The sequence below is a fragment of the Enterococcus aquimarinus genome (assembly GCF_001885765.1).
Taxonomy (GTDB): Bacteria; Bacillota; Bacilli; order Lactobacillales; family Enterococcaceae; genus Enterococcus_I; species Enterococcus_I aquimarinus.
On sequence record NZ_JXKD01000009.1, the window covers coordinates 74,505 to 96,991 of the forward strand.

Sequence of the window (22,487 nt, forward strand, 5' to 3'; positions counted from 1 at the left end):
GACATTCAGTACGATACTGAATGTCAAACAGTCGAATTGCTACGACAGCTTAAAACTACGAACTTTATAGATTACTTCTAGGATATTGGCGCACAACCTTTCCCTTATTTTTTCGGCAATACAATGTTTTTATACAACATCACTGTGAGAACATAATAGAGGAAATAAATGACTAGAAAGCCTAAAAATGGCACGCCAATATGTTGATAAGGCTTTGGAATCAGCAGTTCAAACATTTTTAAGCCAAACAAGACATGTAACGTACCAAGCAATCCTGGGACAAAAAAGACGACGGCTATTTCTTGTGCGATTGAACGGGATAACAGGCTATTTGAGACGCCAATTTTGTGTAGCATATTGTAACGTTGGATATCTTTATACGCACTCGATAGCACTTTGAACATTAAGCAGCTCGCTAACATCGCTAAGAAGGCAATCCCTAAGAAAACACCCATAAAGACAAAGCCACCTACTAAACCATCAATCGTCGTGTACATCACGATTTTACTCGTAACCATCGCTGGCTCTTCTAGGCCTGCACTTTCGATTTGATCGATTGTTTTCAAGACTGGAATAGCCTCTTGAAAGTTTGCCATTTGATAAGTATGAATCGTTCCAACTTCACCACTCAATTGTTCAAATGTCGCTTGATCGACGATTTGATATTCCGGCGCACCAAGATATGGCGTATATGGATCAGCTAATAAACCAAATCCTTGCATGATGTCATAATTGCCTTCTTCATCACTTTCGTAACTATACCTATCCCCTACTTTTATTTTCGTATAAGGAACCACTTTATTCCCAAAATCACCGCCATCTTTCACAAAAATCGGTGCTTCTTTTAATTCATCTACTAAAAAGAAAGAGGTTGTACCTTCCTGTTTGATATGGTACGTATATTCTTTCTCGATTGACAACGAATCCACTTGATTTAACGTTTCTTCTCCTGGATTGTATAAAACAAGATCATATGGCATTTGATTTAATAACGCTTCTTTGTAATTGTTAAAAGCATTCCCGACAGATACCGCACCTAAAGAAAGCGCTACTAACATCGCCACCATTCCCAGAACACGACTCAAGGCGCTGGCTTTAAAACTTAATTGAGATAAGGTAAACATGCGTAATTTTTTATTGGCGAAGCGACGGTGATTTTTTAAGCGATTGGTGACAAATGGAAATAACGCGCTGAAGAATAAAAATGTCCCAAAAGTAATCGTAAATAAGGCAATCACTAGACCTGTCACCCCAAGGGTCATCAAATTCCATAAAGAGGCGTACCCAACCCCTAAGAGAATGAGCGAAAAGAAGGTTAAACCACCTGTCAAAAGAGGAGAAGGACGAAATGTTTCAACGACGTCTTCTTCTTTCAAGAGTTGTAATAACTTCGTGCGAGAAAATTTCAAGCCATTCAAAAGCGCCGTGAATAGAAATAAGATGCTAAAAAATAGAATAGTGACGCTCATGGCCATCGGTGAGAAGGCTTGGTAAAGTTCACTAGTCACGTCTAAACGGGCCATTAAAGATTGCGTCATTCCTTGCGCTAGGCCCATCCCAATGACTAACCCGATCACTAACGAGACACAACCAATTACGAGTGTTTCGATCGCCATCATTTGTTTGATTTTCGTTTTCTTTGCGCCAAGCATTAAATACATACCATATTCTTTTTTGCGCATTGAAAGTAAGAAGGAATTGGCATAAAAAATATAAACAACCGTAATCATAGCAAGCAAGACTGTCCCTAATTGAAAAATGATTCCAATATCTGCGAGTGTTGGGATGACCTCTGCAAGAAAAGTTGAATTAAACGCCATTGTTTGAAAGAGATAAAAAATAGCAACAGATATCACTAAACCGGCTAATAAAACGACATAATCTTGCCACCGTTTTTTGACACTAATAAAGGATAATTTCCAAGTCATGGCTTACACCTGACTTTCATCGAAATCAACGTGTGACAAAATCGTTAAGATTTCTTGGTAAAAAACTTGTTGACTGGCATTTCGAGTAATTTCTTTATAGATTTTCCCATCTTGAATAAATAAGATTCGTTTACAATAACTGGCACTCATCGGATCATGAGTCACCATTAAAATCGTTGTTTGGTAGTCTTCATTTAGGTGACGTAACGCTTCAAGTAAATTTTTGGCATTCTTAGAATCTAAGGCCCCTGTTGGTTCATCTCCTAGTAATAACTTGGGTTGATGAATCAAGGCTCTAGCAGCTGCTGCTCGTTGTTTTTGGCCCCCTGAAACTTCTGCCGGATATTTATCCAAGATTTCTGAAATTGCTAGTATCTTAGCCATTTTTCGAACTTGTGTCTCAATTTTTTTCGACGCAACGCCTTGTAATGATAAGGGCAAAGCGATATTTTGGAATATCGTTAAATTTTCTAGTAAATTAAAATCTTGGAAGATAAAGCCAATGTTTTGACTACGAAACTGCGCTAATTGATTTTCTTTCATCCCCGCTAATGGTTGACCGGCAATCATCACTTCCCCTTGCGTTGGTTGATCGAGGGCAGATAACATATTTAATAAGGTCGTTTTACCTGAACCAGAAGGCCCCATGATTCCGACAAATTCGCCTTCTCCGACTGAAAAGTCAATTTTCTTTAAGGCCTCATACTGCTCACTGCCCTTTTTTCCATAGACTTTTTTTACTTGATTCACTGTCACAACGTTTTGTTTCATTGCTTTTCCCTCCATATTTTGTATCTTTATTAAATCTATCACAGGTTTTTTCGGAAAAAATCAGCCTTAAGTCCTTATCTGTTCTCGGTCTTTTGCTCCTAAAAAAAGCATCGCGCCTAATTTCTTAGACGCGATGCTCTGGTGATTGACTGCTTAGTAAATCAATGTGAATAAATCTTCTGCTGTAATATTGCCAAAATATTTCGCAATATCAATCTTACTGATAGCTTCTTTTAAGGCTTCTTTTTCATATTTTGTGCCAATTAACTGCTCTTCCACATCTTTGATTTCACCTAATCCAAAGAAATCGCCAAAGATTTTTAAATCCGTGATGACTCCCTTTTGGACATTCATTTTTATTTCGACGGAACCAATTGGGAATCGTTTACGGCGTTCCAATTCAAACTTCGGCGATTTGCCGTAATTCCAGTCCCAATTCGCGTAGTATTTAGCGGAGATTTCGTTTACTTTTTGCCAATCCTCTTCGGTTAATTCGTATGTTTTAATGTCATCCATTGAATCAACCCCAAAAATTTTAAGCAAGATAGCTTGACGAAAATCTCTCGTATCCATTGCTTCATGATGTTCATCTAAGAATGGTTTAATATTTGTCACACGTGAGCGAATCGATTTGATCCCTTTTGACGCAATTTTATCCGCACGTACTTTTAATGCATTTACCACTTCATCAATTTCACTATCAAACATAATCGTTCCATGCGCAAACATCCGGCCGTTCGTTGCATACATCGCATTTCCTGAAAACTTCTTGTCCTCAATTACCAAATCATTGCGCCCTTTTAACTCGGCACCCGTCACCCCTAACTCATGTAACGCTTGAATAATTGGTTGCGTCACTTTGGCAAAATCACGGAATGAATTGCCATCGTCCGGCATGATAAAACTAAAGTTTAAGTTTCCATAATCATGGTACACTGCGCCCCCGCCACTTAAACGACGCACAACATGGATTCCTTTTTCATCGACATATTCTTGGTTAATTTCTTCAATCGTATTTTGATTGCGCCCAATAATAATGGACGGTTCATTAATATAAAACAATAAAATTGGTTCATCCACTGTTAATTCCTGCAATAAAAATGTTTCTAAGGCTAGATTGATTCGTGGATCGGTTAATTCATTTGGCACAAAAATCATGTAAGATTCCTCCTAGAGTGTAAAAACTTTTCCGACTGCTGCGAGTGAGACGACCACGTCTTCCCCTGCTGCGAGTTGGGCTTCTTCTTGTAATTGTTGTAAATCCCCAAATTGAGGTAGGTGGGTTAGAACTAACTGTTTCACACCCGCTAAACGCGCTAATTCACCGGCTTCTTGGGAAGTAAAATGTGCAAAATGCCGTTCATTTCCGGCAAATAAATACGTATCTGCTAAAAATAAGTCCGCTTCTTTTGCAAATTCGATAAATCCTTCTAAATAGCCCGAATCCCCCGTGAAGACGAATACTTTTCCGGTCGACTTTTCCACAATCCGCATCGCGTAACACACAACCGGATGGATCGTTTTCATAAAGGTAATGGAAAAAGGCCCCATTTCAAGGCTTTCGTCTGCCAAGTAGTTATATCCCTGTGAAACATTCGGGAGTGATAAGCTATCAAAATGAACCGAATCTTCCTTATGACCATAGATCGGCAAGAGTTTGCGGTCACTTGTTTTTGGGTACAGTTGCCAGTAATACTGTAAAACGCCTAAATCTGCGATGTGATCATGATGATAATGACTCAAAATCACCGCATCTAACGCCAATGGATCGAGTACTTTTTGTAACTGAAGCAAACTGCCACTACCTGCATCAAGCAATAAATTAAATTCACCTGATTGTAACAAAAAACTGGTCGTTCCCTCTCCTTGATAAGGATAAGCCCCTAAACAGCCTAAAGTCGTAATTTTCATTGGTCGACACCTCCAACAATAGATTATCATAAATTCAAAAAAATAGATGAAATGAAGCATTTTTTGAATAGCCTATTGCTGCCTATTCGCGTGCGATGCATCAAAAAGACCTGAGTCATGTACGACTCAAGTCTTTTTGACCGTTATGTGATTAATAACTCAATAATTCTTTCACCGCAGCGTCATCTAAACGACGAACGACTTCAGTCACTAATTTAACGGTATTTAAATAATCATCTTCATGCATCACAGAAGTGTGTGAATGTAAATAACGAATCGGAACTGTAATGGCAATCGTTGGAACTCCTTTACGATTTAAGTGCATTTGTCCACCATCCGTGCCGCCACCTGCAATCACCGTATATTGGAAAGGAATCTCTAGCTCTTCTGCCACATTCACGACAAAGTTCAATAATTTTTTGTGCGGAATTAAAGAAGCATCAAAAATTAAGACTTGCGGTCCTTGTCCTAAGACAGAATCGGCTTCTTTAGGTGTCATACCTGGTGTATCCCCAGCTGTCCCTGTATCAAGCGAAATCGCAATGTCAGGATTGACTAAATAAGAACTCGTGCGTGCGCCTCGAAGACCGACTTCTTCCATAACGCTACTACCAGCAAATAAACAATTATCGTGTCCCTCTTTGGCTAGATTTTCTAACACACGTAATGCAACAGCTGTACCCGCACGGTTATCCCATGCTTTTGCAAGTAAAAATTTACTGCCGTTCATGCGTTTGTACTCAATATACGGCGTAATCATATCGCCTGGACGAATACCCCAACCTTTTGCTTCTTCTTGACTAGAAGCCCCAATATCAATAAACATATCTTTAACTTCATAAGGTTGCTTGCGTGCTTCAACGCTTAAAACATGCGGCGGTTTTGACCCAATCACGCCATGAATAATCTGACCGTCTTGCGTTTTAATTTCGACTTGTTGAGCCAACATGACTTGACCCCACCAACCACCTAACGTTTGAAACTCGATAAAGCCTTTTTCGGTAATTTTTGTTACCATAAAACCGACTTCATCCATGTGACCACTAATAAAGATTTTTGGTCCACCACCTTTACTGCCGGCGTGTTTTGCGATGACGCTCCCGATACCATCAAAGAAAATGTCATCTGCATAGTCTTTCGCATATGTTTTAAAGACTTCTCGAACTTCTTCTTCATTGCCCGGTACACCGCGAGCAGAAGTTAAATCAATCAATAATTGTTCTTCTTTTTGTTCTAACATGAATTGCCACTCCTTTAAGTTTGAATACGCTCTTAATTATAGCATTTCTAATCTTCTTTACTAGCCTTTCTCTTTTTATTTCTGAATTTGAATTATACAATACAATCTTTTTTTATTCATTATGTGTAGAACAAAACAAACTAAAATGCGATATTTCATCTATTTTACGAACGTATATTTAATGTATAAACACTATATATGGTGTCTTTTTTTCCTTGTCAAGTCTTTTAAACACAATATATAGGTTGATTATCCTAAAGTTTTATCCTATTATAAGAGAGTAGAATTTAAAGGAGTGAGTACGAATGATGAACCTTAAGAGAAAAGATACACAAATGCATCATGCACAAAAAGGATTAGATAGTATGAAGATTATCAAGCGTGATGGTCGTCTAGTCGATTTTGATGATCAGAAAATTTATGATGCATTAGTTAATGCCAAACGCCAAATTTCAGGTGAACTTTCTCCTCTTGATCATCAACTAATTTTAACGATTGTTGAAAAAGTTGATCTCGAAATTGCCCAACGATTTGTTGATAATATTAAAATTTATGAAATTCAAAATATCGTCGAACATATCCTCTTGGAAAGCGGCGAGTATGCCCTAGCAGAACATTATATTAGTTATCGCACACGACGCGATTTTGAACGTAGTAAAGCGACAGATATTAATTTTACAATTGAAAAACTGATGAATAAAGATCAGCAAGTCGTCAATGAAAACGCCAATAAAGACAGTGATGTCTTCAATACCCAACGCGATTTAACCGCTGGAATTGTCGGAAAATCGATTGGCCTAAAAATGCTTCCACCACATGTCTCAAATGCGCATCAAAAAGGCGATATTCATTACCATGACTTGGATTATCATCCGTATTCACCAATGACCAATTGTTGTTTAATTGATTTTCAAGGAATGTTAAACAATGGCTTTAAGATTGGAAATGCAGAAGTCGAATCGCCAAAATCGATTCAAACAGCGACTGCTCAAATTTCACAAATTATCGCAAACGTTGCATCTAGCCAATATGGTGGCTGTTCTGCTGACCGAATTGATGAATTACTTGCGCCTTTTGCGAAATTAAACTATGAAAAACATCTACTAGATGCCAAAGAATGGATTGACGGCGAGGAACGCCAACAAGCCTATGCGCGACAACAAACGCAAAAGAATATTTATGACGCCATGCAAAGTCTAGAATATGAAATCAATACCTTGTTTACGTCAAATGGCCAAACACCCTTTACATCACTTGGTTTCGGTCTTGGCACGAATTGGTTCGAACGTGAAATTCAACGAGCAATTTTGCTTAATCGTATCAAAGGACTAGGTAAAGAAGGCCGAACAGCTATCTTCCCTAAATTAATCTTCTCAATGAAACGCGGTGTCAATGCGAATCCAGAAGATCCAAATTACGACATCAAACAACTCGCCTTGGAATGTGCAACCAAACGGATGTATCCAGATGTTTTAAACTATGACAAATTAGTCGAGCTGACTGGTAGTTTTAAAGTACCTATGGGTTGTCGCTCGTTCCTTCAAGGTTGGAAAGATGAAAATGGCAACGAGGTCAATGTTGGAAGAATGAATTTAGGTGTCGTGACGCTTAATCTCCCTCGAATTGCCTTGGAAGCAAATGGCAGTATGGAACGCTTCTGGAGTCTGTTAGAAGAACGCTTGAGTATTGTCAAAGATGCCTTGATTTACCGCACCGAGCGTTGCAAAGAAGCCTCACCAGAAAACGCTCCTATCTTATATATGTATGGTGCTTTTGGTAATCGTCTAAAACGCGGCGAAAAAGTCGATCAACTGTTTAACAATCGTCGGGCAACGGTGTCATTAGGTTATATTGGTCTTTACGAGTCAGCTGCTGCCTTTTATGGTGGTGATTGGGAAACAAATAAAGAAGCCAAAGATTTCACCTTAGCTATTTTGAAATCGCTCAAAGCACACGTCGATGATTGGTCCAATGAATATGGCTATCACTTTAGCGTTTATTCCACACCGAGTGAAAGTCTAACCGATCGTTTCTGTCGTTTAGATACCGAAAAATTCGGTGTCGTACCTGATATTACGGACAAAGATTATTACACGAATAGTTTTCACTATGATGTTCGGAAAAATCCAACACCATTTGAAAAACTAGATTTTGAAAAAGACTATCCTGAATTTTGTTCCGGCGGCTTTATTCATTACTGTGAATATCCTGTCTTACAACAAAATCCAAAAGCATTAGAAGCTGTTTGGGATTATTCTTATGATCGTGTCGGCTATTTAGGCACAAATACCCCGATTGACCATTGTTATGAGTGTGGATTTGAAGGTGACTTCAATCCAACTGAACGCGGATTTGAATGTCCCCAATGTGGAAACCATGATCCAAAAACCTGTGACGTGGTAAAAAGAACGTGTGGTTATTTAGGGAATCCGCAAGCGCGTCCGATGGTTCACGGCCGTCACAAAGAAATTTCAGCTCGTGTTAAACACATGAAATAACCAAAAAAAGAAGGAGTAATAGGCCATGAGGAATCCCCAACCGAAAGAATGGGCAGCAAAAGATTATAGCCAAAACTACATTGCCGATTATAAAGCTTTTAATTTCGTTGATGGCGAAGGCGTCAGAAATAGTTTATACGTGAGTGGTTGCCTCTTTGCTTGTGAAGGGTGCTTTAATAAAGCTGTCCAAAATTTCCGATACGGCACACCCTACACCAAAGAATTGGAAGAGCAAATTATCGCCGACCTCGCGCACCCTTCCGTCCAAGGACTCACGTTACTCGGCGGCGAACCTTTCTTAAATACAGCAGTCTGTTTAGCGGTCGTCAAAAGAGTCAAAGAAACCTTTGGCAATACTAAAGATATCTGGAGTTGGTCGGGTTATACATTTGAGGAATTATTACTAGAAACCGAAGATAAATTAGAACTCCTCGCTTCGATCGATATCTTAGTAGACGGTCGCTTTGAATTAAATCAAAAAGATTTAAATTTACAATTTCGCGGCAGTCGAAATCAACGAATCATTGATGTTAAAAAATCCTTGGCTCAAGGAAAAGCTATCATCTGGGAAAAATGTCATGATGCCGATCAAAAATTTGAACAAATTCAAAAATCAATTTAAACGAAAAACAGCGCACTCATAAAAAATGAGGCGCTGTTTTGCATTCTATTGAAACAGATTAGAGCCATTTGTATGACAGCTATCGTGCTACCTGACTAAGTATTTCAATGGTTCGTATTTTCCCACAACGGTAAACGAATATTCTCATACGTAATTGGATCTAAATTCGTCAACGTAATACCTAATAAACGAATGCCTTTTTCGATACCTAAAATTTCTTCCCAAATGGTGCTACTTTGTGAGAAAATTGCTTCTTTTGTATGAAGATAATCCGGTAACGTGGCGCGTCGCGTAATCGTCATAAAATCGTCGTAGCGCACTTTTAATACAACCGTCTTCCCATGTTTCTGATGTCTCTTTAACGCACCTGCAACTTCTTCTGCGAGTTGGCGTAATTGGCGCAACACGTCTTCTTCCGTCACTAAAGGGGAAGCATACGTATGCTCTTTCCCAATCGATTTTCGCTCGCGCGTCGTTTCAACGGGTGCATTATGAATCCCACGAACTTTACGATAAAGCGAGTATCCTCTTTTGCCAAATTGACGAATTAACGCCATCTCTGATTTTTCATACAAATCTTGTCCCGTATAAATACCAAACTCATGCATTTTCGGTACTGTTTTTTTGCCGACGCCATGAAATTTCTCAATCGGTAAGGGCAGCAAAAAATCGAGCGCATCTTCCGGCGTTACGACGGTTAATCCTTTTGGTTTTTGAAAATCCGATGCGAGTTTCGCTAAAAATTTATTATAACTCACTCCCGCCGAACAGGTTAGCTGCAGTTCCCGCCAAATATCTCGTTGAATGAGTTTGGCAACTTTAATCGCTGAGGTACTATTTATTTTATTCGTTGTGACGTCTAAATACGCTTCATCAATTGACACCGGTTCAATGATATCAGTATAGCGGTGAAAAATTTTGCGGATTTCTTGCGAGATTTGTTGGTATTTTTCATAATTTCCAGGAACAAAAACGGCATGCGGACAAAGTTCATAGGCTTTTTGCGCACTCATTGCGGAATGAATCCCATATTGACGGGCTAAGTAATTGGCCGTTGTCACAACGCCTCTCCCTTTCGTGTCATTTGGATGGCGTGCGATTACTAGCGGTGCTTTGGCGAGTTCCGGCTGATCACGCTCTTCCACAGAAGCAAAAAAAGCGTCCATATCAATATGAATAATTTTTCTTGAGAGATCATTTTTTAATGGAAAAGCCATTTCTGTCATCTGTCTCACCTCATTATCATTATAATACAAACAGATGTTCTCATGCAAGGTTCGATGAACGGCAAAAGAAAGACTACCGAGGAAACGTTAACTCATTCTTTGAGGTATCAAGGGTTGTATGAACGAGGGTTTTTACGGTTATCGTCTCTTTCGAAGCACTTGTCATTTCCAATGTAATCTGTAACAGTTGCTCTCCGGCATCTAGATAACCTAATAAGACGTGTGATTCATTGTTAATCAATAGTTCAAGATGCGTATCCCCTTTGATTTCTTTTTCAGGTAACGGTATCTTAACTCCTTTAATGGTGGAAGCCTGATAAAGGAGACTCTCTTCATTTAAACCCACTTGCCGAATTTCAATTGGTAAAGCAATTGCTTCTTCACTTTTTATCTCGAGATAGTGCGCAACGCTTTTTTTAGGCCATAGTAAACCTGTTAGCAGCCCGAGGATAAAAATAAAGAGCAAAAAATAAAAAGTCCGCTTCTGTTTCATGATCAAGTTCCTCCTGTTTTTAACGAATCGATGCACGAAAAACAGAAGCCTACCTCGACTTCTGTTTCCCTTATCCTATTTTCCTACTCAATTTCATGATACTCATTATAAACGACTTGTTTTTTTAATTGATTGCGTTTTGCGACTTCTTTAATGCTGTCATTTGGTTTAGAGCCGGATGCAATTAACGCTTCGACTTGCTCTTTTAAGCTGCGTGGATCGACGATGCCTTCAGCGACTTCTGTCGAGCCTGAAACCATCAGACAGCATTCCCCTTTAATGGTATGCTCCTTTAGATAGCGATTTAGTTCTTCTAAAGTACCACGTAAGTATTCTTCATGGAGCTTTGTTAGTTCACGACAAACGACTGCTTGGCGGCTTTCTCCAAAGACTTCCATCATGACTTGAACCGTCTTTTGAATCCGGTGCGGTGATTCATAGAAAATGATTGTCGCCTCTTGTTCTTTAAATGTCTCAAGGACGGTCAGTTGTTCCTTTTTCTTTCGTGGTAAAAACCCATGAAAATAATGGGGCTGTGGCATTAACCCTGAAGCAATCAAAGCCGTTAATCCGGCAGTTGGCCCTGGCAAAGCCACGACCTTGATTCCTGCTGCTAGACAAGCCACGACGAGTTCGTGTCCTGGGTCACTAATCGATGGCATCCCCGCATCGCTCACTTGCGCAATCGATTCGCCTCTTTGTAAGATTTCAATCAATTGGGGAATGCGTTCTTTATAATTATGTTCGTGGAAACTCCGTTGTGGGGTCGTTATTTCAAAGTGATTCAATAATTTTTGGGTATTACGTGTATCTTCACTCGCAATCAACGCCACTTCTTGCAACGTCCGAACGCTACGAAACGTCATATCTTCTAAATTCCCAATCGGGGTCGGGACTAAATATAAAATACCCGATTCAACCCCTTTAAAACTCATTTGTACTTCCACTTCTTTCACCTCTTAAAAAAGACTGGTCACAATCATCTTGCACCAGTCTCACTTCTTCTTAGGATAGACCACTTTCGCGATAAATCACTTCTAAACAAAACGCACAAGGTTCATCATTGTCCCGTCGAGAGCCATAAAGATCATAACAGACATGAAACCCTTCTTCATAAATTTTTTCAAGATTTAAACGTGATTTCGATAGTTCTTGCTTCATTTTTCCGCTCGCATGTTGTGCGGGTTGATCCAATTCTCTTAAATGCTGACGTAATCGCTGATTTTCCATCTCTAACGTCGTATTTTTTTCGACAACTTCTTGTAGGGAAGACTTCATTTCAGCCATTTTTTTTAAGAGACCTTGCAATTCAGTTTCAAAATCATCCAAGCCATCATATAAAGAACGTTTATCCATGGACATGTTTGCCACCTGCTTTGACTACTTTTTCAATTTCTTCTGCATCATATTCCACCGGTACTTCTTTTCCAACTAATCGAACTTTTAAGACACGACTCATAAGATTCAACCCCACGACACGTCCTTTGCCGTCTGGTGTCATCACTTCTGTCCCATAGTCAGGTAATTCTCTTTTCGCCGCTTCATATTCATCATTTTCGTATTTCAGACAACACATTAAACGGCCGCACAATCCCGAAATCTTAGTTGGATTTAAAGACAAGCCTTGATCTTTTGCCATTTTAATCGAAACTGGCACGAAATCACCTAGGAAAGTGGAACAACACAACTGACGACCACATGGGCCAATACCACCCAATATTTTCGCTTCATCGCGCACACCGATTTGACGCAGTTCAATACGCGTTCGAAAAGCACCCGCTAAATCTTTTACAAGTTCGCGAAAATCAATTCGTCCATCCGCGGTAAATTGAAAGACCATCTTACTACGGTCAAACGTATACTCCACATCCACCAATTTCATTGCCAATTGGTGTTGATGGATTTTTTGCTTCGCGATAATCAAGGCTTCTTTCGCCTCTTTGATATTATCTTCATGTTGCTGAACTTCTTTTTCTGAAGCGAGATGTAGCACAGGTTTGAGTTCATCAGGAACATCTTCTTCTGCCATTTCTTTATTGGGAATTGCCACTTGGGCCATGTATTTTGCTTGTTGGGATTCGACTAAAACGTAATCACCGTACGAAAACTGCGTCTTACCTGGTGAAAAATAATAGATATGACCGGCACTACGGTAACGAACGCCTATGACTTCAACCATGGGGTTTCCTCCTATCCATTGAATCTCATTCTTTGAACAGTATTCTTAAGCTCAGTTGCTCCGCTACTCCTTGAAAAGGGACATTTGCTGCTAATTTTTGTTGTCCTTGTAAAATAATTTCGACTTCACGGTTGGCTGCGACTCCAGATACTTGATGCTGCAACATTTGGTTTCGCTCATTTTGAAAATAAAACAACAAAATTGCCAAAATATCTTGTTGCTGCTGTTTTTCTTTGGCGATTGTCATAATCGCTTTTTGAACGTAAATAAAAGCTTGGGAATCTTTCTTCTTTAAATAAAGAAACCACTGCTCAATAACATCCTTAGCACCATTAAACCATTCATCTTCCGAGATTTCAACTGCTTTGTGATAACTATTTGTTAGACTAGCTAAGAGATTGGCACTTTTTTCATTGATTCCATTATCTTGTAATTGTTTGACTAATTGTTGTTTGTTTAATGGGTTAAAATGAATGATTTGACACCGTGATTGAATTGTTGGCAACATCTTGCCTAAACTCTCGACTTCCAGAATCGCTAACATTTCCCCTTCAGGCTCTTCCAAAAATTTCAACAAACTATTTGCGGCACTGACATTCATCGTATCGGCTTGCTGGATGATAAAAATTTGCATCCCTTTTTCAAACCCTTTACGCGAAAATTCGCTTTGTAACTGACGAATTTGATCGACTTTAATCGATTGTCCTTCTGGTTGAATCACGCGTACGTTAGGATGTTCCTCCATCTCAATTCGCTTACACTGAACACAATTCCCACATGGTTCTTCTTCCCTTACTTGCTGACAAAATAAACGTTGGGCTAACCATAGACTCAACTCATGTTTCCCTGTTCCTTTGTCTCCTTCAAAAAGATAAGCATGAGCGATTCGCCCATGCTTAATATTTTTTTTCATTAGAGAAAAGACATGGGCTTGATTTGTCGTTAAAAAATCTTGCACAGACATTTCTTTCCTCCTCGATTAATATTGGTAGAAACCATCAATTGGCAACACAAACACCGTTGCGCCTCCCACTTCAACTTCAACAGGATAGGGTACTTGACCATCCATCGAAACATCGAGTGACATCGAACTTGATAAATATTGTTTTCTTGATTGACACGTTTTTTTAATGACTTCCAGTGCTTCCGGTACCCGAACTTCTTCGATCCCAATCATAAACGTGCTATTCCCTGCTTTTAAAAAACCTCCGGTAGAAGGCAATCTTGTTGCACGAATATTGGCATCAATAAAAGCATTCGCTAATCGGTTACTATCTTTATCTTGAACAATGGCCATTACTAATTTCATACACGTCCATCTCCTTTAAAATAATCTGGATAACTCGCAACAATCACTTTAAAACTTTCATCGACAACTTCTTGTAATCCCGTTCGCGCATCGATTCGATGAATGCGTGACGGATTTTCTTCTAACAATTTTAAGTAAGCATGACGCACTCGCTGATGGAATTCTAGTCCTTCTGAGTCTAAACGATCAATTTGATGCGTCCGATTTTGTTGAATCCGACGTAATCCTGTATCCGAATCAACGTCTAAATACAGGGTAAAATCAGGTTGGGTCCCTTCTGTTGCAAATTCATTTAGTTGGGCAATTTCAGCCATCCCAATTCGACGTCCCGCTCCTTGATATGCCAAAGAACTATCGACAAATCGATCACAAATCACGATTTTACCTGCATTTAAAGCAGGTAAAATGACTTCTACTAGATGCTGACGACGAGCAGCTGCATAAAGTAACGCTTCTGTCCGTTCATCCATTTCGCCATGTCTTGGATCTAAAATAATTTGACGAATTTTTTCGGCAATCTTACTCCCACCGGGTTCTCTTGTTTTAATAATGCCTTTTTTTGCAAGCATTTGCAAGCGAGGATACAACTCATTAATGACACTCGTTTTTCCTGCACCATCTGGCCCCTCAATTGTTATGAAAATTCCACTCACGATTTACTCCCCCATCTAATCCTTCTTTTCGATTTCTATCGATTAAAGCTCTCTGCGACCTTCAACCGCTTTTAGTAGCGTCACTTCATCGGCGTATTCAATATCACTACCAACCGATAATCCATGGGCTAAACGCGTCACTTTAATCCCGGCAGGTTTGATTAAACGAGAAAGATACATCGCTGTCGCTTCGCCTTCGGTCGTCGCATTGGTTGCGATAATCACTTCTTTCACCGTTTCGTTGTGCAAACGACTAATTAAACTTGCTAAGTTAATGTCTTCTGGACCAGTTCCTTCCATCGGTGACAGCACCCCATGTAAGACATGATAGAGTCCGTGATATTCGCGAACTTTTTCTAAAGCCATCACATCTTTGGCTTCTTCCACCACGAGAATAGTTCCTTGATCCCTTGTTTTATCACGACAAATGCTACAAGGATCTTCCTCGGTTAAATTCCCACAAATATGACAAAAACTTAAATCTCTTTTGGCACTTAACAACGATTTTGCAAATTCCGTCACGACTTCATCTTTCATTTCAATCGTATAAAAAGCAAGACGGGTCGCTGTTTTTTGACCAATCCCTGGTAAGTTCATATAGCTTGCAATCAATCTTGCAATCGGCTCAGGATATTGCACTCTTCATTCCCCTAACTTTTGATTAAAATCCAGGTAGCCCTTTGGTGTATTTACCCATGACAGCTTCCGTTTCTTTTTCAATTTTTTGAATGACATCATTCACGGCCATTGTCACTAAATCTTGTAACATTTCCGCATCATCTGGATCGATAATCGCCGGATCAATGATAATTTCTTGAATCCGTTTATCTCCTTTACCGTAAGCTTTGACATACCCATTCGTCGCTTCACCGACAAATTCGCGTTCATTTAATTCTTCTTGTGCTTTAACCATTTCTTTTTGCATTTTTTGTACTTGTTTCATCATGCCTTGCATGTTACCCATTCCTCGCATCATTGTGCCTCGCTCCATTTCTTTTAATTAAGATTCTTCTTCAATAATTGTCGCTAAATCGCCAAATAATTCTTGCGCTTTTTCAACGACAAGGGCTTCTTGTTCTTCTTGTTGCATATGATCTATTGTACCACTTTCTTCTTCCGAAGGTTCAACCACTGACAATTGACTTGCTTGCGCCTGATAGCCACTTAAAAATTCTTGCCGGAGTTCTCCCCAATTTTCTTTCGGGATGAAGACAATTTCAGGTGCATAATCTTGAATTAAATTACTTAAATGATTATGTAAAGATAAGCTTAACGCATCATCGTTCGCGGCTCTTTGACAAATAATTTCGTATTCGAAGGCGATAATTAAGCCATTTGGACTTGCCGCCTTTGGTTCACTCGACCGTAACATTGCTTTATGCGTAGCCGGTAAAAACCCTAGCAGTTCTTCCCAAGCGAACTTAACTTGTTCTAAGTTCGGTCTAGTCGCCTCTTGTAAGACGCGAAATACTTTTTCTCTTGGCAAGCGGAAACTTGACGGTGTTGCTTTGACTCGTTTGGCTGATTGATCCACCGAATTAGTCGCTACTTGCACACCATTTGTTTTAAATGCCTTAACTTCTTGTTGCAATTGTTTAATCGCTTCTTTTAATTGCGTGATTTCTTGTTGATCAACAGGACTACTTTGCGCAAGCGTGGTTGGCTGTTTAGCTTGCGTACTTCCTAACTTCACCATCGCAACTTCTAAATAAATCTTTGGATTTGTCGTTAAACGCACGTCATTTTGGGTTGCATTTAAAATATCAATCCATTGATATATTTGCGTGGGATCAATCGTTTGGGCCATTTCTTTAAACTGATCCGTCAAGGTATTGGATTGATCCGCTAACAAAGAAGGGGCCTGTTGGTAAATTAATAAATCGCGACAATACGCGAGTAAATTTTCCAGTAAGCGTCGACTTTCTTTCCCTGAAGCTAAAATGTCATCCAACTGCTGCAAAGCAATCGCGACTTGTTGTTCATGCCAGGCTAACACGAGTTGATCCATTAACTCAAACGTTAAACTTCCCGTCACTTCAAAGGCGTCCGCTAACGTGATTTTACCGTCACTAAAAGAGATGCCTTGATCTAAAATACTTAACGCATCGCGCATCCCACCTTGTGCCGCTTGCGCAATCACTTGTAGTGCCTCTGGTTCAAACGCAATCTCATTAACCGTCAAAATATGGACTAAGTGGTCGACAATATCTTGCGTTTGGATTCGTTTAAAATCAAACCGCTGGGTTCTTGAAATAATGGTCGCCGGAATTTTATGCGGCTCTGTGGTCGCTAAAATAAAAATGACATTCTTTTTTGGCTCTTCTAACGTCTTTAATAATGCATTAAAGGCACCGGTAGAAAGCATATGAACCTCATCGATAATATAAATCTTATACGTTGCTTGGGTCGGTGCATAGTTAGCTCGTTCACGAATGAACCGGATTTCTTCCACGCCATTGTTACTTGCCGCATCGATTTCGATGACGTCTTCTTGCGTTCCCGCCGTAATTGACTGGCAAATCTCACACGTGTTACACGGTTCTCCGTCTTCTTTATTGGGACAATTAATGGCCTTGGCAAAAATTTTTGCGGCACTTGTTTTCCCTGTTCCTCTAGGGCCCGTAAATAAATAAGCATGGGATATTTGATTTTGCACAATTGCATTTTTCAATGTTTGTGTGATTGCCTTTTGCCCAACAATATCTTCAAATCGCTGAGAACGCCATACACGATACAATGCTTGATAAGCCATCTTCATCCACCTCATTTTTAAATCACTATCTATTATTATACGAAATATTTCCTGAAAAAACTACAATTTACCAAAACTATTCTTAGCCTCTCCTCCTTGCGACGGATACTAAAAAGAAATGGACTTATGGTATAATCAATTTATAATCATATTTTCATCAAAAAAATTGAATGGAGGATCTAACATGGGTTTAATTAAAGCAGCAACAAGTACAATTGGTGGTGGTTTTGCCGATCAATGGTTAGAGATTATTGAGCCAAACGACATGAGTGATACGACTGTTTTTACAAAAGGGGTAAAAGTTCGTAAAGACAGTAAAAGAGGATCAAATCGCAAGGGCACGGATGATGTCATTACCGATGGTTCAGTCGTACACGTTTATCCCAATATGATGATGCTACTCGTCGATGGCGGGAAAATTATTGACTATACCGCAGAAGAAGGCTATTACACAATCAAAAATGATCTAGCCCCTTCCATGTTTAATGGTTCCTTAAAAGGAGCGATTGCTGAAACATTTGATCGCTTTAAATTCGGTGGCGTAACGCCCCAAAAGCAACAAGTTTTTTATGTGAACTTACAAGAAATTAAAGGCATCCGTTTTGGGACATCTTCGCCCTTAAACTATTTTGATAATTTTTATAATGCCGAGCTCTTCTTGCGCGCACATGGGAATTATTCGATTCGAATTACCGATCCGATTTTATTTTATACGAATGCGATTCCTAAAAACAAAGATCGCGTGGATATTAACGAAATCAACGAGCAGTACTTATCGGAATTTTTAACTGCCCTGCAAGCAACGATTAATCAAATGTCAGCCAACGGAGAACGGATTTCGTATGTTCCTTCAAAAAGTATGGAATTAAGTCGTTACATGGGGACTGTCTTAGATGAAAGTTGGAACCAACTACGCGGGATGGAAATTGTCTCCGTTGCGGTCGCAAGTATTTCTTATACGGATGATTCAACCAAATTAATTAATATGCGTAACCAAGGAGCCATGCTTGGTGATCCAAGTATTCGCGAAGGCTTTGTGCAAGGTTCGATTGCCAAAGGAATGGAAGCAGCTGGTAGTAACGCAGCGGGTGCCACAACCGGTTTTATGGGTGTTGGGATGGGCATGAATGCCTCAGGTGGTTTCTTCCAACAAGCTTCGCAAACCAACCAACAGCAAATGGAACAACAAAAAGCGCAGCAACAAGCACAACAAGCCGATCAGTGGACGTGTTCCGAGTGTGGCACTGAGAATACCGGGAACTTCTGTAGTCAGTGCGGCACAGCCAAACCCAAAGCGCAAACCGCGCCCGCAGTGAGTATCAAATTAAAATGTCACGCTTGTGGCCAGCCTGTCGAATTAGCAAATGGCGTTCCAAAGTTTTGCCCCGAGTGCGGCCAGCCGTTTCAAGGAGTACCCCTAGACTAGTAAAGGAGGATTCTGATGGATATTATTACACATAAATGTCCTAACTGTGGTGGTGCGTTAACCTTTGATCCAAGTGATCAAAAATTCCACTGTCCGTATTGTTTCAGTATTTTTACGGAGCAAGAAGTGACCGATTTTGAAGAAAAACAAAAAGAAGCCACAATGCAAAACGAAGCACCTCCTGTGACAGACGAACACAGCGAGTCACCACCTGAAAACACAATGAGTCTCTTTCTTTGTCCAAGTTGCGGCGCTGAGATTGTGACGGATGAAACGACAGCTGCTACCTATTGTTATTTCTGTCATAACCCAGTTGTTTTATCTGGCCGTTTAAGTGGCGATTTTTTACCAAATAAGGTTTTGCCATTTAAAATTGAAAAAGAAGAAGCCGTCAAACAGTTCCTTGCTTGGACTAAGAAGAAGTGGTTCGTGCCGCCTTATTTCTTTGACCAAAGCCAAATTGAAAAACTCACAGGTGTCTACTTCCCTTACTGGGTCGTAAATGCGAATGGTCAAGGAGAACTCTCAGGAACTGGCACGACCTTGCGCATTTGGCGTGTCGGTGAGATTGAATACACAGAAACCAAACAATTCGCCGTCGAGCGTCAAGGGAACATTCAATTTAATGATTTAGTCAAGAATGCCTTGTCGAAAAATACGCAACAAAAGATGGTGGAAAGTGTACAACCCTTCCCGATTGACCAAGCGATTGATTTTAAAAATCAATATTTAGCCGGTTTTCAAGCAGAAAAAAGAGATATTGAATACCAAACCCTTTCTGAGAATGTCAAAAAAGAATTAACAGAGTACGGCGAATCAATCTTACGAAATTCCGTTAATGGCTACACGAATTTCCGTCAATCAAATAGCCAGTTAACACTCGAAAAAATTGACAAGCAGTACATGCTATTACCGGTTTGGTTAGTGACGTATCGCAACAAACAAGACTCAGATACGATCTTTTACTATGCGATGAATGGCCAAACAGGTAAAGTGAGCGGTGTCTTACCGATTAGTTATAAGCGACTTGGTTTAGTGACAGGCGGCATTTTTGCCGTGATCGCGATCTTGCTGATGATTGGAGGGTATTTCATATGAACGTCAAAAAAACGCTCGTCAGTCTCCTATTCATTTTCAGTTTTCTTTTGTTCACACCAGCAGTCTTTGCGCAAGGCGTGACCGTCACAGACAATGCGGGTCTCTTTACCGCTGAAGAAATCGCAGAATTAACTGACTTAGCGACGGATATCAACCAAACCATTAAAGGGGAAGTCTTCATCGTCACGACGACTGACAATACGCAAGATCCTGAAACATTTGCCGATGATTTCTTACGCGAACAAATTGGCAATGACAATAACGGTTCCGTTTTACTTTTAGATATGGGACAAAGAGAAATTTATATTTCAACTTCTGGGAACATGATTGATTACCTCACGGACTCGCGGATTGAGCAAATCTTAGATAGCGTGTATGAAGGCATGACTGAAGCAAATTATATTCAAGCTGCTCGAAGTTATTTAACGATGAGTCAATCCTTCATCGAAAGTGGCGTTCCAAGAGGTCATTATCGGGTTGATCGCGACACCGGGAAAATTACCTATTATAATGTGCTGACGTTTGGCGAAATCCTTTTTGCCATCATCACGGCTGCGATTATTAGCGGCGTCGTCTTCTTTATCGTCAAATCACGCTATCAAATGAAATCTGGGACGTACACCTATCCGTTTCTTGAACAATCAAACTTTCAATTAAACAAAAAAGAAGATCGATTAACCAATTCTTTCATCACGACTCGACGGATTCCAAAGCCACCAGCAAATACTGGCGGTGGTTCCGGCGGCGGAAGCACCACCCATTCAAGCGGTGGCGGTACATTTGGTGGCGGTGGCAGAAGTTTTTAATTCTGAAATTCGCCAAGCAGAAATGATGAGACTTTTTCATTGTTTCTGCTTTTTTACATTAATTGTCAGAAAATAATGACAATTAATTTCATAAATGCTATACTAATGAAAATTAAAAAGGGGATAACGCAATGGAAAATAAGATAAATTGGGAAGAGTTGGGTTTTAGTTACATCAAAACGCCGTGGCGGTTTACCGCGAAATGGCAAGATGGGCAATGGAGTCACGGTGCTCTAACGGGCGATAACCAGTTGACCATCAGCGAAGCTTCGACCGCTCTTCATTACGGACAACAGTGTTTTGAAGGCTTGAAAGCCTATCGGAGAAAAGATGGTGGGGTGAACCTCTTTCGACCGGACCAAAATAGTCAACGCTTAAATCGCAGTGCACGTCGTTTATATATGCCTGAAGTTCCAGAAGAGATGTTTATTGACGCGGTTGAACAAGTTGTGAAAGCAAATGAAGCATTTGTACCACCTTACGGCACGGGAGGAACATTATATATCCGACCATTATTAATCGGGATTGGCGACATGATTGGTGTTCAACCAGCACCTGAATACTTGTTCACTGTTTTTTGTATGCCGGTAGGTCCTTACTTTAAAGGGGGACTCACACCAACGAACTTCATCGTTTCTGATTATGATCGAGCAGCGCCGAATGGAACTGGCGCGATCAAAGTTGGTGGCAATTATGCCGCAAGTTTATTACCTGGGCAAGAGGCACATGATAAAAACTTCTCTGATTGTATTTACTTAGATCCGCAAACTCATACAAAAATTGAAGAAGTGGGATCAGCGAATTTCTTTGGGATTACCAAAGACAATGAATTTGTCACACCTCAATCTCCTTCCATTTTACCAAGTATTACAAAGTACTCTTTACTGTATTTAGCAGAGCATCGTCTAGGATTAACTGCTATTGAAGGCGATGTCTTTGTCAATGACCTCGATCGTTTTATCGAGGCAGGTGCTTGCGGGACAGCTGCGGTTATTTCGCCGATTGGTGGCATTCAATACGGTGAGAAATTCCATGTCTTTTACAGCGAAACAGAAGTTGGTCCAGTGACTAAAAAATTATACGATGAACTAACGGGGATTCAATTTGGTGATAAAGAAGCGCCAGAAAACTGGATTATCGAAGTGTTATAAAAATAATAACGAGCAACTTTCAAGTTTATCCTTGAAAGCTGCTCGTTTTTTGAATGATTCCGTTTGAATCTTTTTCCTAAACGAATGATTTAATCAGCGTTCCTTCCGCATTCCCAACAACAACGTCAATTTGAATTAATGCCCTTGTGGTACATGCTTCACACCCACAACTCGACAAGCGGGTGTCGCTGTTTTGAAAAACGTTGCGTAGACTTCATCCACTATTGGCATATCGGATACATTCGTGACATAGAGATTCACTTTGACCACATCTTCTAGGACATGTCCGATACTTTCAACAATCGTTTGAATATGCGTCAAACACTGGGCGTTTGCGTTTGAATATCTTCGCCTACAAGGTTACCTGTCTTTGGATCAATTGGTAGTTGAGGGGTTGACACTCCACACGACTAAAGTCGTCGGA

Annotated in this window: 23 protein-coding genes; 6 read left to right on the forward strand and 17 right to left on the reverse strand. The window is 40.0% G+C overall.

From position 1 onward, the window contains the following. Positions 1-104: 104 nt before the first annotated feature. The 5 genes from RU93_RS07585 to RU93_RS07605 all read right to left on the reverse strand — a co-directional run bounded on the left by RU93_RS07585 (position 105) and on the right by RU93_RS07605 (position 5,850). Positions 105-1,928, reverse strand: coding sequence for an FtsX-like permease family protein (locus tag RU93_RS07585; RefSeq protein WP_071875011.1), 1,824 nt, complete (start codon positions 1,926-1,928; stop codon positions 105-107). 3 nt (positions 1,929-1,931) lie between these two features. Beyond that, a complete protein-coding gene (locus RU93_RS07590; RefSeq protein WP_071875012.1) occupies positions 1,932-2,699 on the reverse strand; it encodes an ABC transporter ATP-binding protein in 768 nt (255 codons plus the stop codon). Between the two features lie 153 nt (positions 2,700-2,852). Continuing rightward, positions 2,853-3,857 carry a lipoate--protein ligase gene (gene lplA, locus RU93_RS07595; RefSeq protein ID WP_071875013.1) on the reverse strand — a complete coding sequence of 335 codons (1,005 nt, stop codon included), beginning with the start codon at positions 3,855-3,857 and terminating at the stop codon, positions 2,853-2,855. Between the two features lie 12 nt (positions 3,858-3,869). After that, positions 3,870-4,610, reverse strand: a complete 741-nt coding sequence (locus RU93_RS07600; protein ID WP_071875014.1) for an MBL fold metallo-hydrolase — start codon at positions 4,608-4,610, stop codon at positions 3,870-3,872. Between the two features lie 151 nt (positions 4,611-4,761). Beyond that, complete coding sequence (locus tag RU93_RS07605) at positions 4,762-5,850, reverse strand: M42 family metallopeptidase (protein ID WP_071875015.1); 1,089 nt, start codon at positions 5,848-5,850, stop codon at positions 4,762-4,764. A 305-nt stretch (positions 5,851-6,155) separates the two neighbouring features. Here RU93_RS07605 and nrdD point away from each other — a divergent pair, with 305 nt between their 5' ends. Together nrdD and nrdG are read left to right on the forward strand one after the other, a co-directional pair. Then, positions 6,156-8,348 (forward strand): anaerobic ribonucleoside-triphosphate reductase, encoded by a 2,193-nt coding sequence (gene nrdD, locus RU93_RS07610; RefSeq protein WP_071875016.1) that lies wholly within the window; start codon positions 6,156-6,158, stop codon positions 8,346-8,348. Between the two features lie 25 nt (positions 8,349-8,373). Continuing rightward, positions 8,374-8,970, forward strand: coding sequence for an anaerobic ribonucleoside-triphosphate reductase activating protein (nrdG, locus tag RU93_RS07615; protein WP_071875017.1), 597 nt, complete (start codon positions 8,374-8,376; stop codon positions 8,968-8,970). Between the two features lie 104 nt (positions 8,971-9,074). Here the strand turns inward: nrdG and dinB are convergent, their stop codons facing one another. The 11 genes from dinB to dnaX all read right to left on the reverse strand — a co-directional run bounded on the left by dinB (position 9,075) and on the right by dnaX (position 17,582). Then, a complete protein-coding gene (gene dinB, locus RU93_RS07620; protein WP_071875018.1) occupies positions 9,075-10,196 on the reverse strand; it encodes a DNA polymerase IV in 1,122 nt (373 codons plus the stop codon). 73 nt (positions 10,197-10,269) lie between these two features. Then, entirely contained in the window at positions 10,270-10,689 is a 420-nt protein-coding gene (locus tag RU93_RS07625) for a hypothetical protein (protein ID WP_071875019.1), read from the reverse strand. 83 nt (positions 10,690-10,772) lie between these two features. Beyond that, complete coding sequence (gene rsmI / locus RU93_RS07630) at positions 10,773-11,624, reverse strand: 16S rRNA (cytidine(1402)-2'-O)-methyltransferase (protein ID WP_211272571.1); 852 nt, start codon at positions 11,622-11,624, stop codon at positions 10,773-10,775. Between the two features lie 70 nt (positions 11,625-11,694). Beyond that, entirely contained in the window at positions 11,695-12,045 is a 351-nt protein-coding gene (locus tag RU93_RS07635; RefSeq protein WP_211272570.1) for a DNA replication initiation control protein YabA, read from the reverse strand. Beyond that, positions 12,038-12,868: a PSP1 domain-containing protein gene (locus tag RU93_RS07640; RefSeq protein WP_071875022.1), complete on the reverse strand. Its 831-nt coding sequence runs from the start codon at positions 12,866-12,868 to the stop codon at positions 12,038-12,040. Before RU93_RS07640 ends, RU93_RS07635 begins: the two co-directional genes overlap by 8 nt. A 25-nt stretch (positions 12,869-12,893) precedes the next feature. Then, positions 12,894-13,832, reverse strand: coding sequence for a DNA polymerase III subunit delta' (gene holB, locus RU93_RS07645; RefSeq protein ID WP_071875023.1), 939 nt, complete (start codon positions 13,830-13,832; stop codon positions 12,894-12,896). A 15-nt stretch (positions 13,833-13,847) separates the two neighbouring features. Further along, positions 13,848-14,177 (reverse strand): cyclic-di-AMP receptor, encoded by a 330-nt coding sequence (locus tag RU93_RS07650; protein WP_071875024.1) that lies wholly within the window; start codon positions 14,175-14,177, stop codon positions 13,848-13,850. Next, entirely contained in the window at positions 14,174-14,830 is a 657-nt protein-coding gene (gene tmk, locus RU93_RS07655; protein WP_071875025.1) for a dTMP kinase, read from the reverse strand. The genes RU93_RS07650 and tmk overlap by 4 nt, the downstream gene beginning before the upstream one ends. A 42-nt stretch (positions 14,831-14,872) precedes the next feature. Then, positions 14,873-15,469: a recombination mediator RecR gene (gene recR / locus RU93_RS07660; RefSeq protein WP_071875026.1), complete on the reverse strand. Its 597-nt coding sequence runs from the start codon at positions 15,467-15,469 to the stop codon at positions 14,873-14,875. 22 nt (positions 15,470-15,491) lie between these two features. Further along, entirely contained in the window at positions 15,492-15,806 is a 315-nt protein-coding gene (locus RU93_RS07665; RefSeq protein WP_071875027.1) for a YbaB/EbfC family nucleoid-associated protein, read from the reverse strand. Between the two features lie 24 nt (positions 15,807-15,830). Further along, positions 15,831-17,582, reverse strand: a complete 1,752-nt coding sequence (dnaX, locus tag RU93_RS07670) for a DNA polymerase III subunit gamma/tau (protein ID WP_071875028.1) — start codon at positions 17,580-17,582, stop codon at positions 15,831-15,833. A gap of 184 nt (positions 17,583-17,766) precedes the next feature. Here dnaX and RU93_RS07675 point away from each other — a divergent pair, with 184 nt between their 5' ends. The 4 genes from RU93_RS07675 (at position 17,767) to RU93_RS07690 (ending at position 22,063) form a co-directional block, all read left to right on the forward strand. Then, a complete protein-coding gene (locus RU93_RS07675) occupies positions 17,767-19,008 on the forward strand; it encodes an SPFH domain-containing protein (RefSeq protein WP_071875029.1) in 1,242 nt (413 codons plus the stop codon). Between the two features lie 15 nt (positions 19,009-19,023). Next, complete coding sequence (locus RU93_RS07680; protein ID WP_071875030.1) at positions 19,024-20,106, forward strand: TFIIB-type zinc ribbon-containing protein; 1,083 nt, start codon at positions 19,024-19,026, stop codon at positions 20,104-20,106. Further along, on the forward strand, positions 20,103-20,912 hold the full coding sequence (locus RU93_RS07685) for a TPM domain-containing protein (RefSeq protein ID WP_071875031.1): 810 nt from the start codon (positions 20,103-20,105) through the stop codon (positions 20,910-20,912). Before RU93_RS07680 ends, RU93_RS07685 begins: the two co-directional genes overlap by 4 nt. 131 nt (positions 20,913-21,043) lie before the next feature. After that, positions 21,044-22,063, forward strand: a complete 1,020-nt coding sequence (locus tag RU93_RS07690) for a branched-chain amino acid aminotransferase (RefSeq protein ID WP_071875032.1) — start codon at positions 21,044-21,046, stop codon at positions 22,061-22,063. Positions 22,064-22,198: 135 nt separating this feature from the next. On the opposite strand, the gene RU93_RS07695 is transcribed toward RU93_RS07690, so the two are convergent. Continuing rightward, complete coding sequence (locus tag RU93_RS07695) at positions 22,199-22,384, reverse strand: RidA family protein (RefSeq protein ID WP_071875033.1); 186 nt, start codon at positions 22,382-22,384, stop codon at positions 22,199-22,201. Positions 22,385-22,487: the final 103 nt, after the last annotated feature.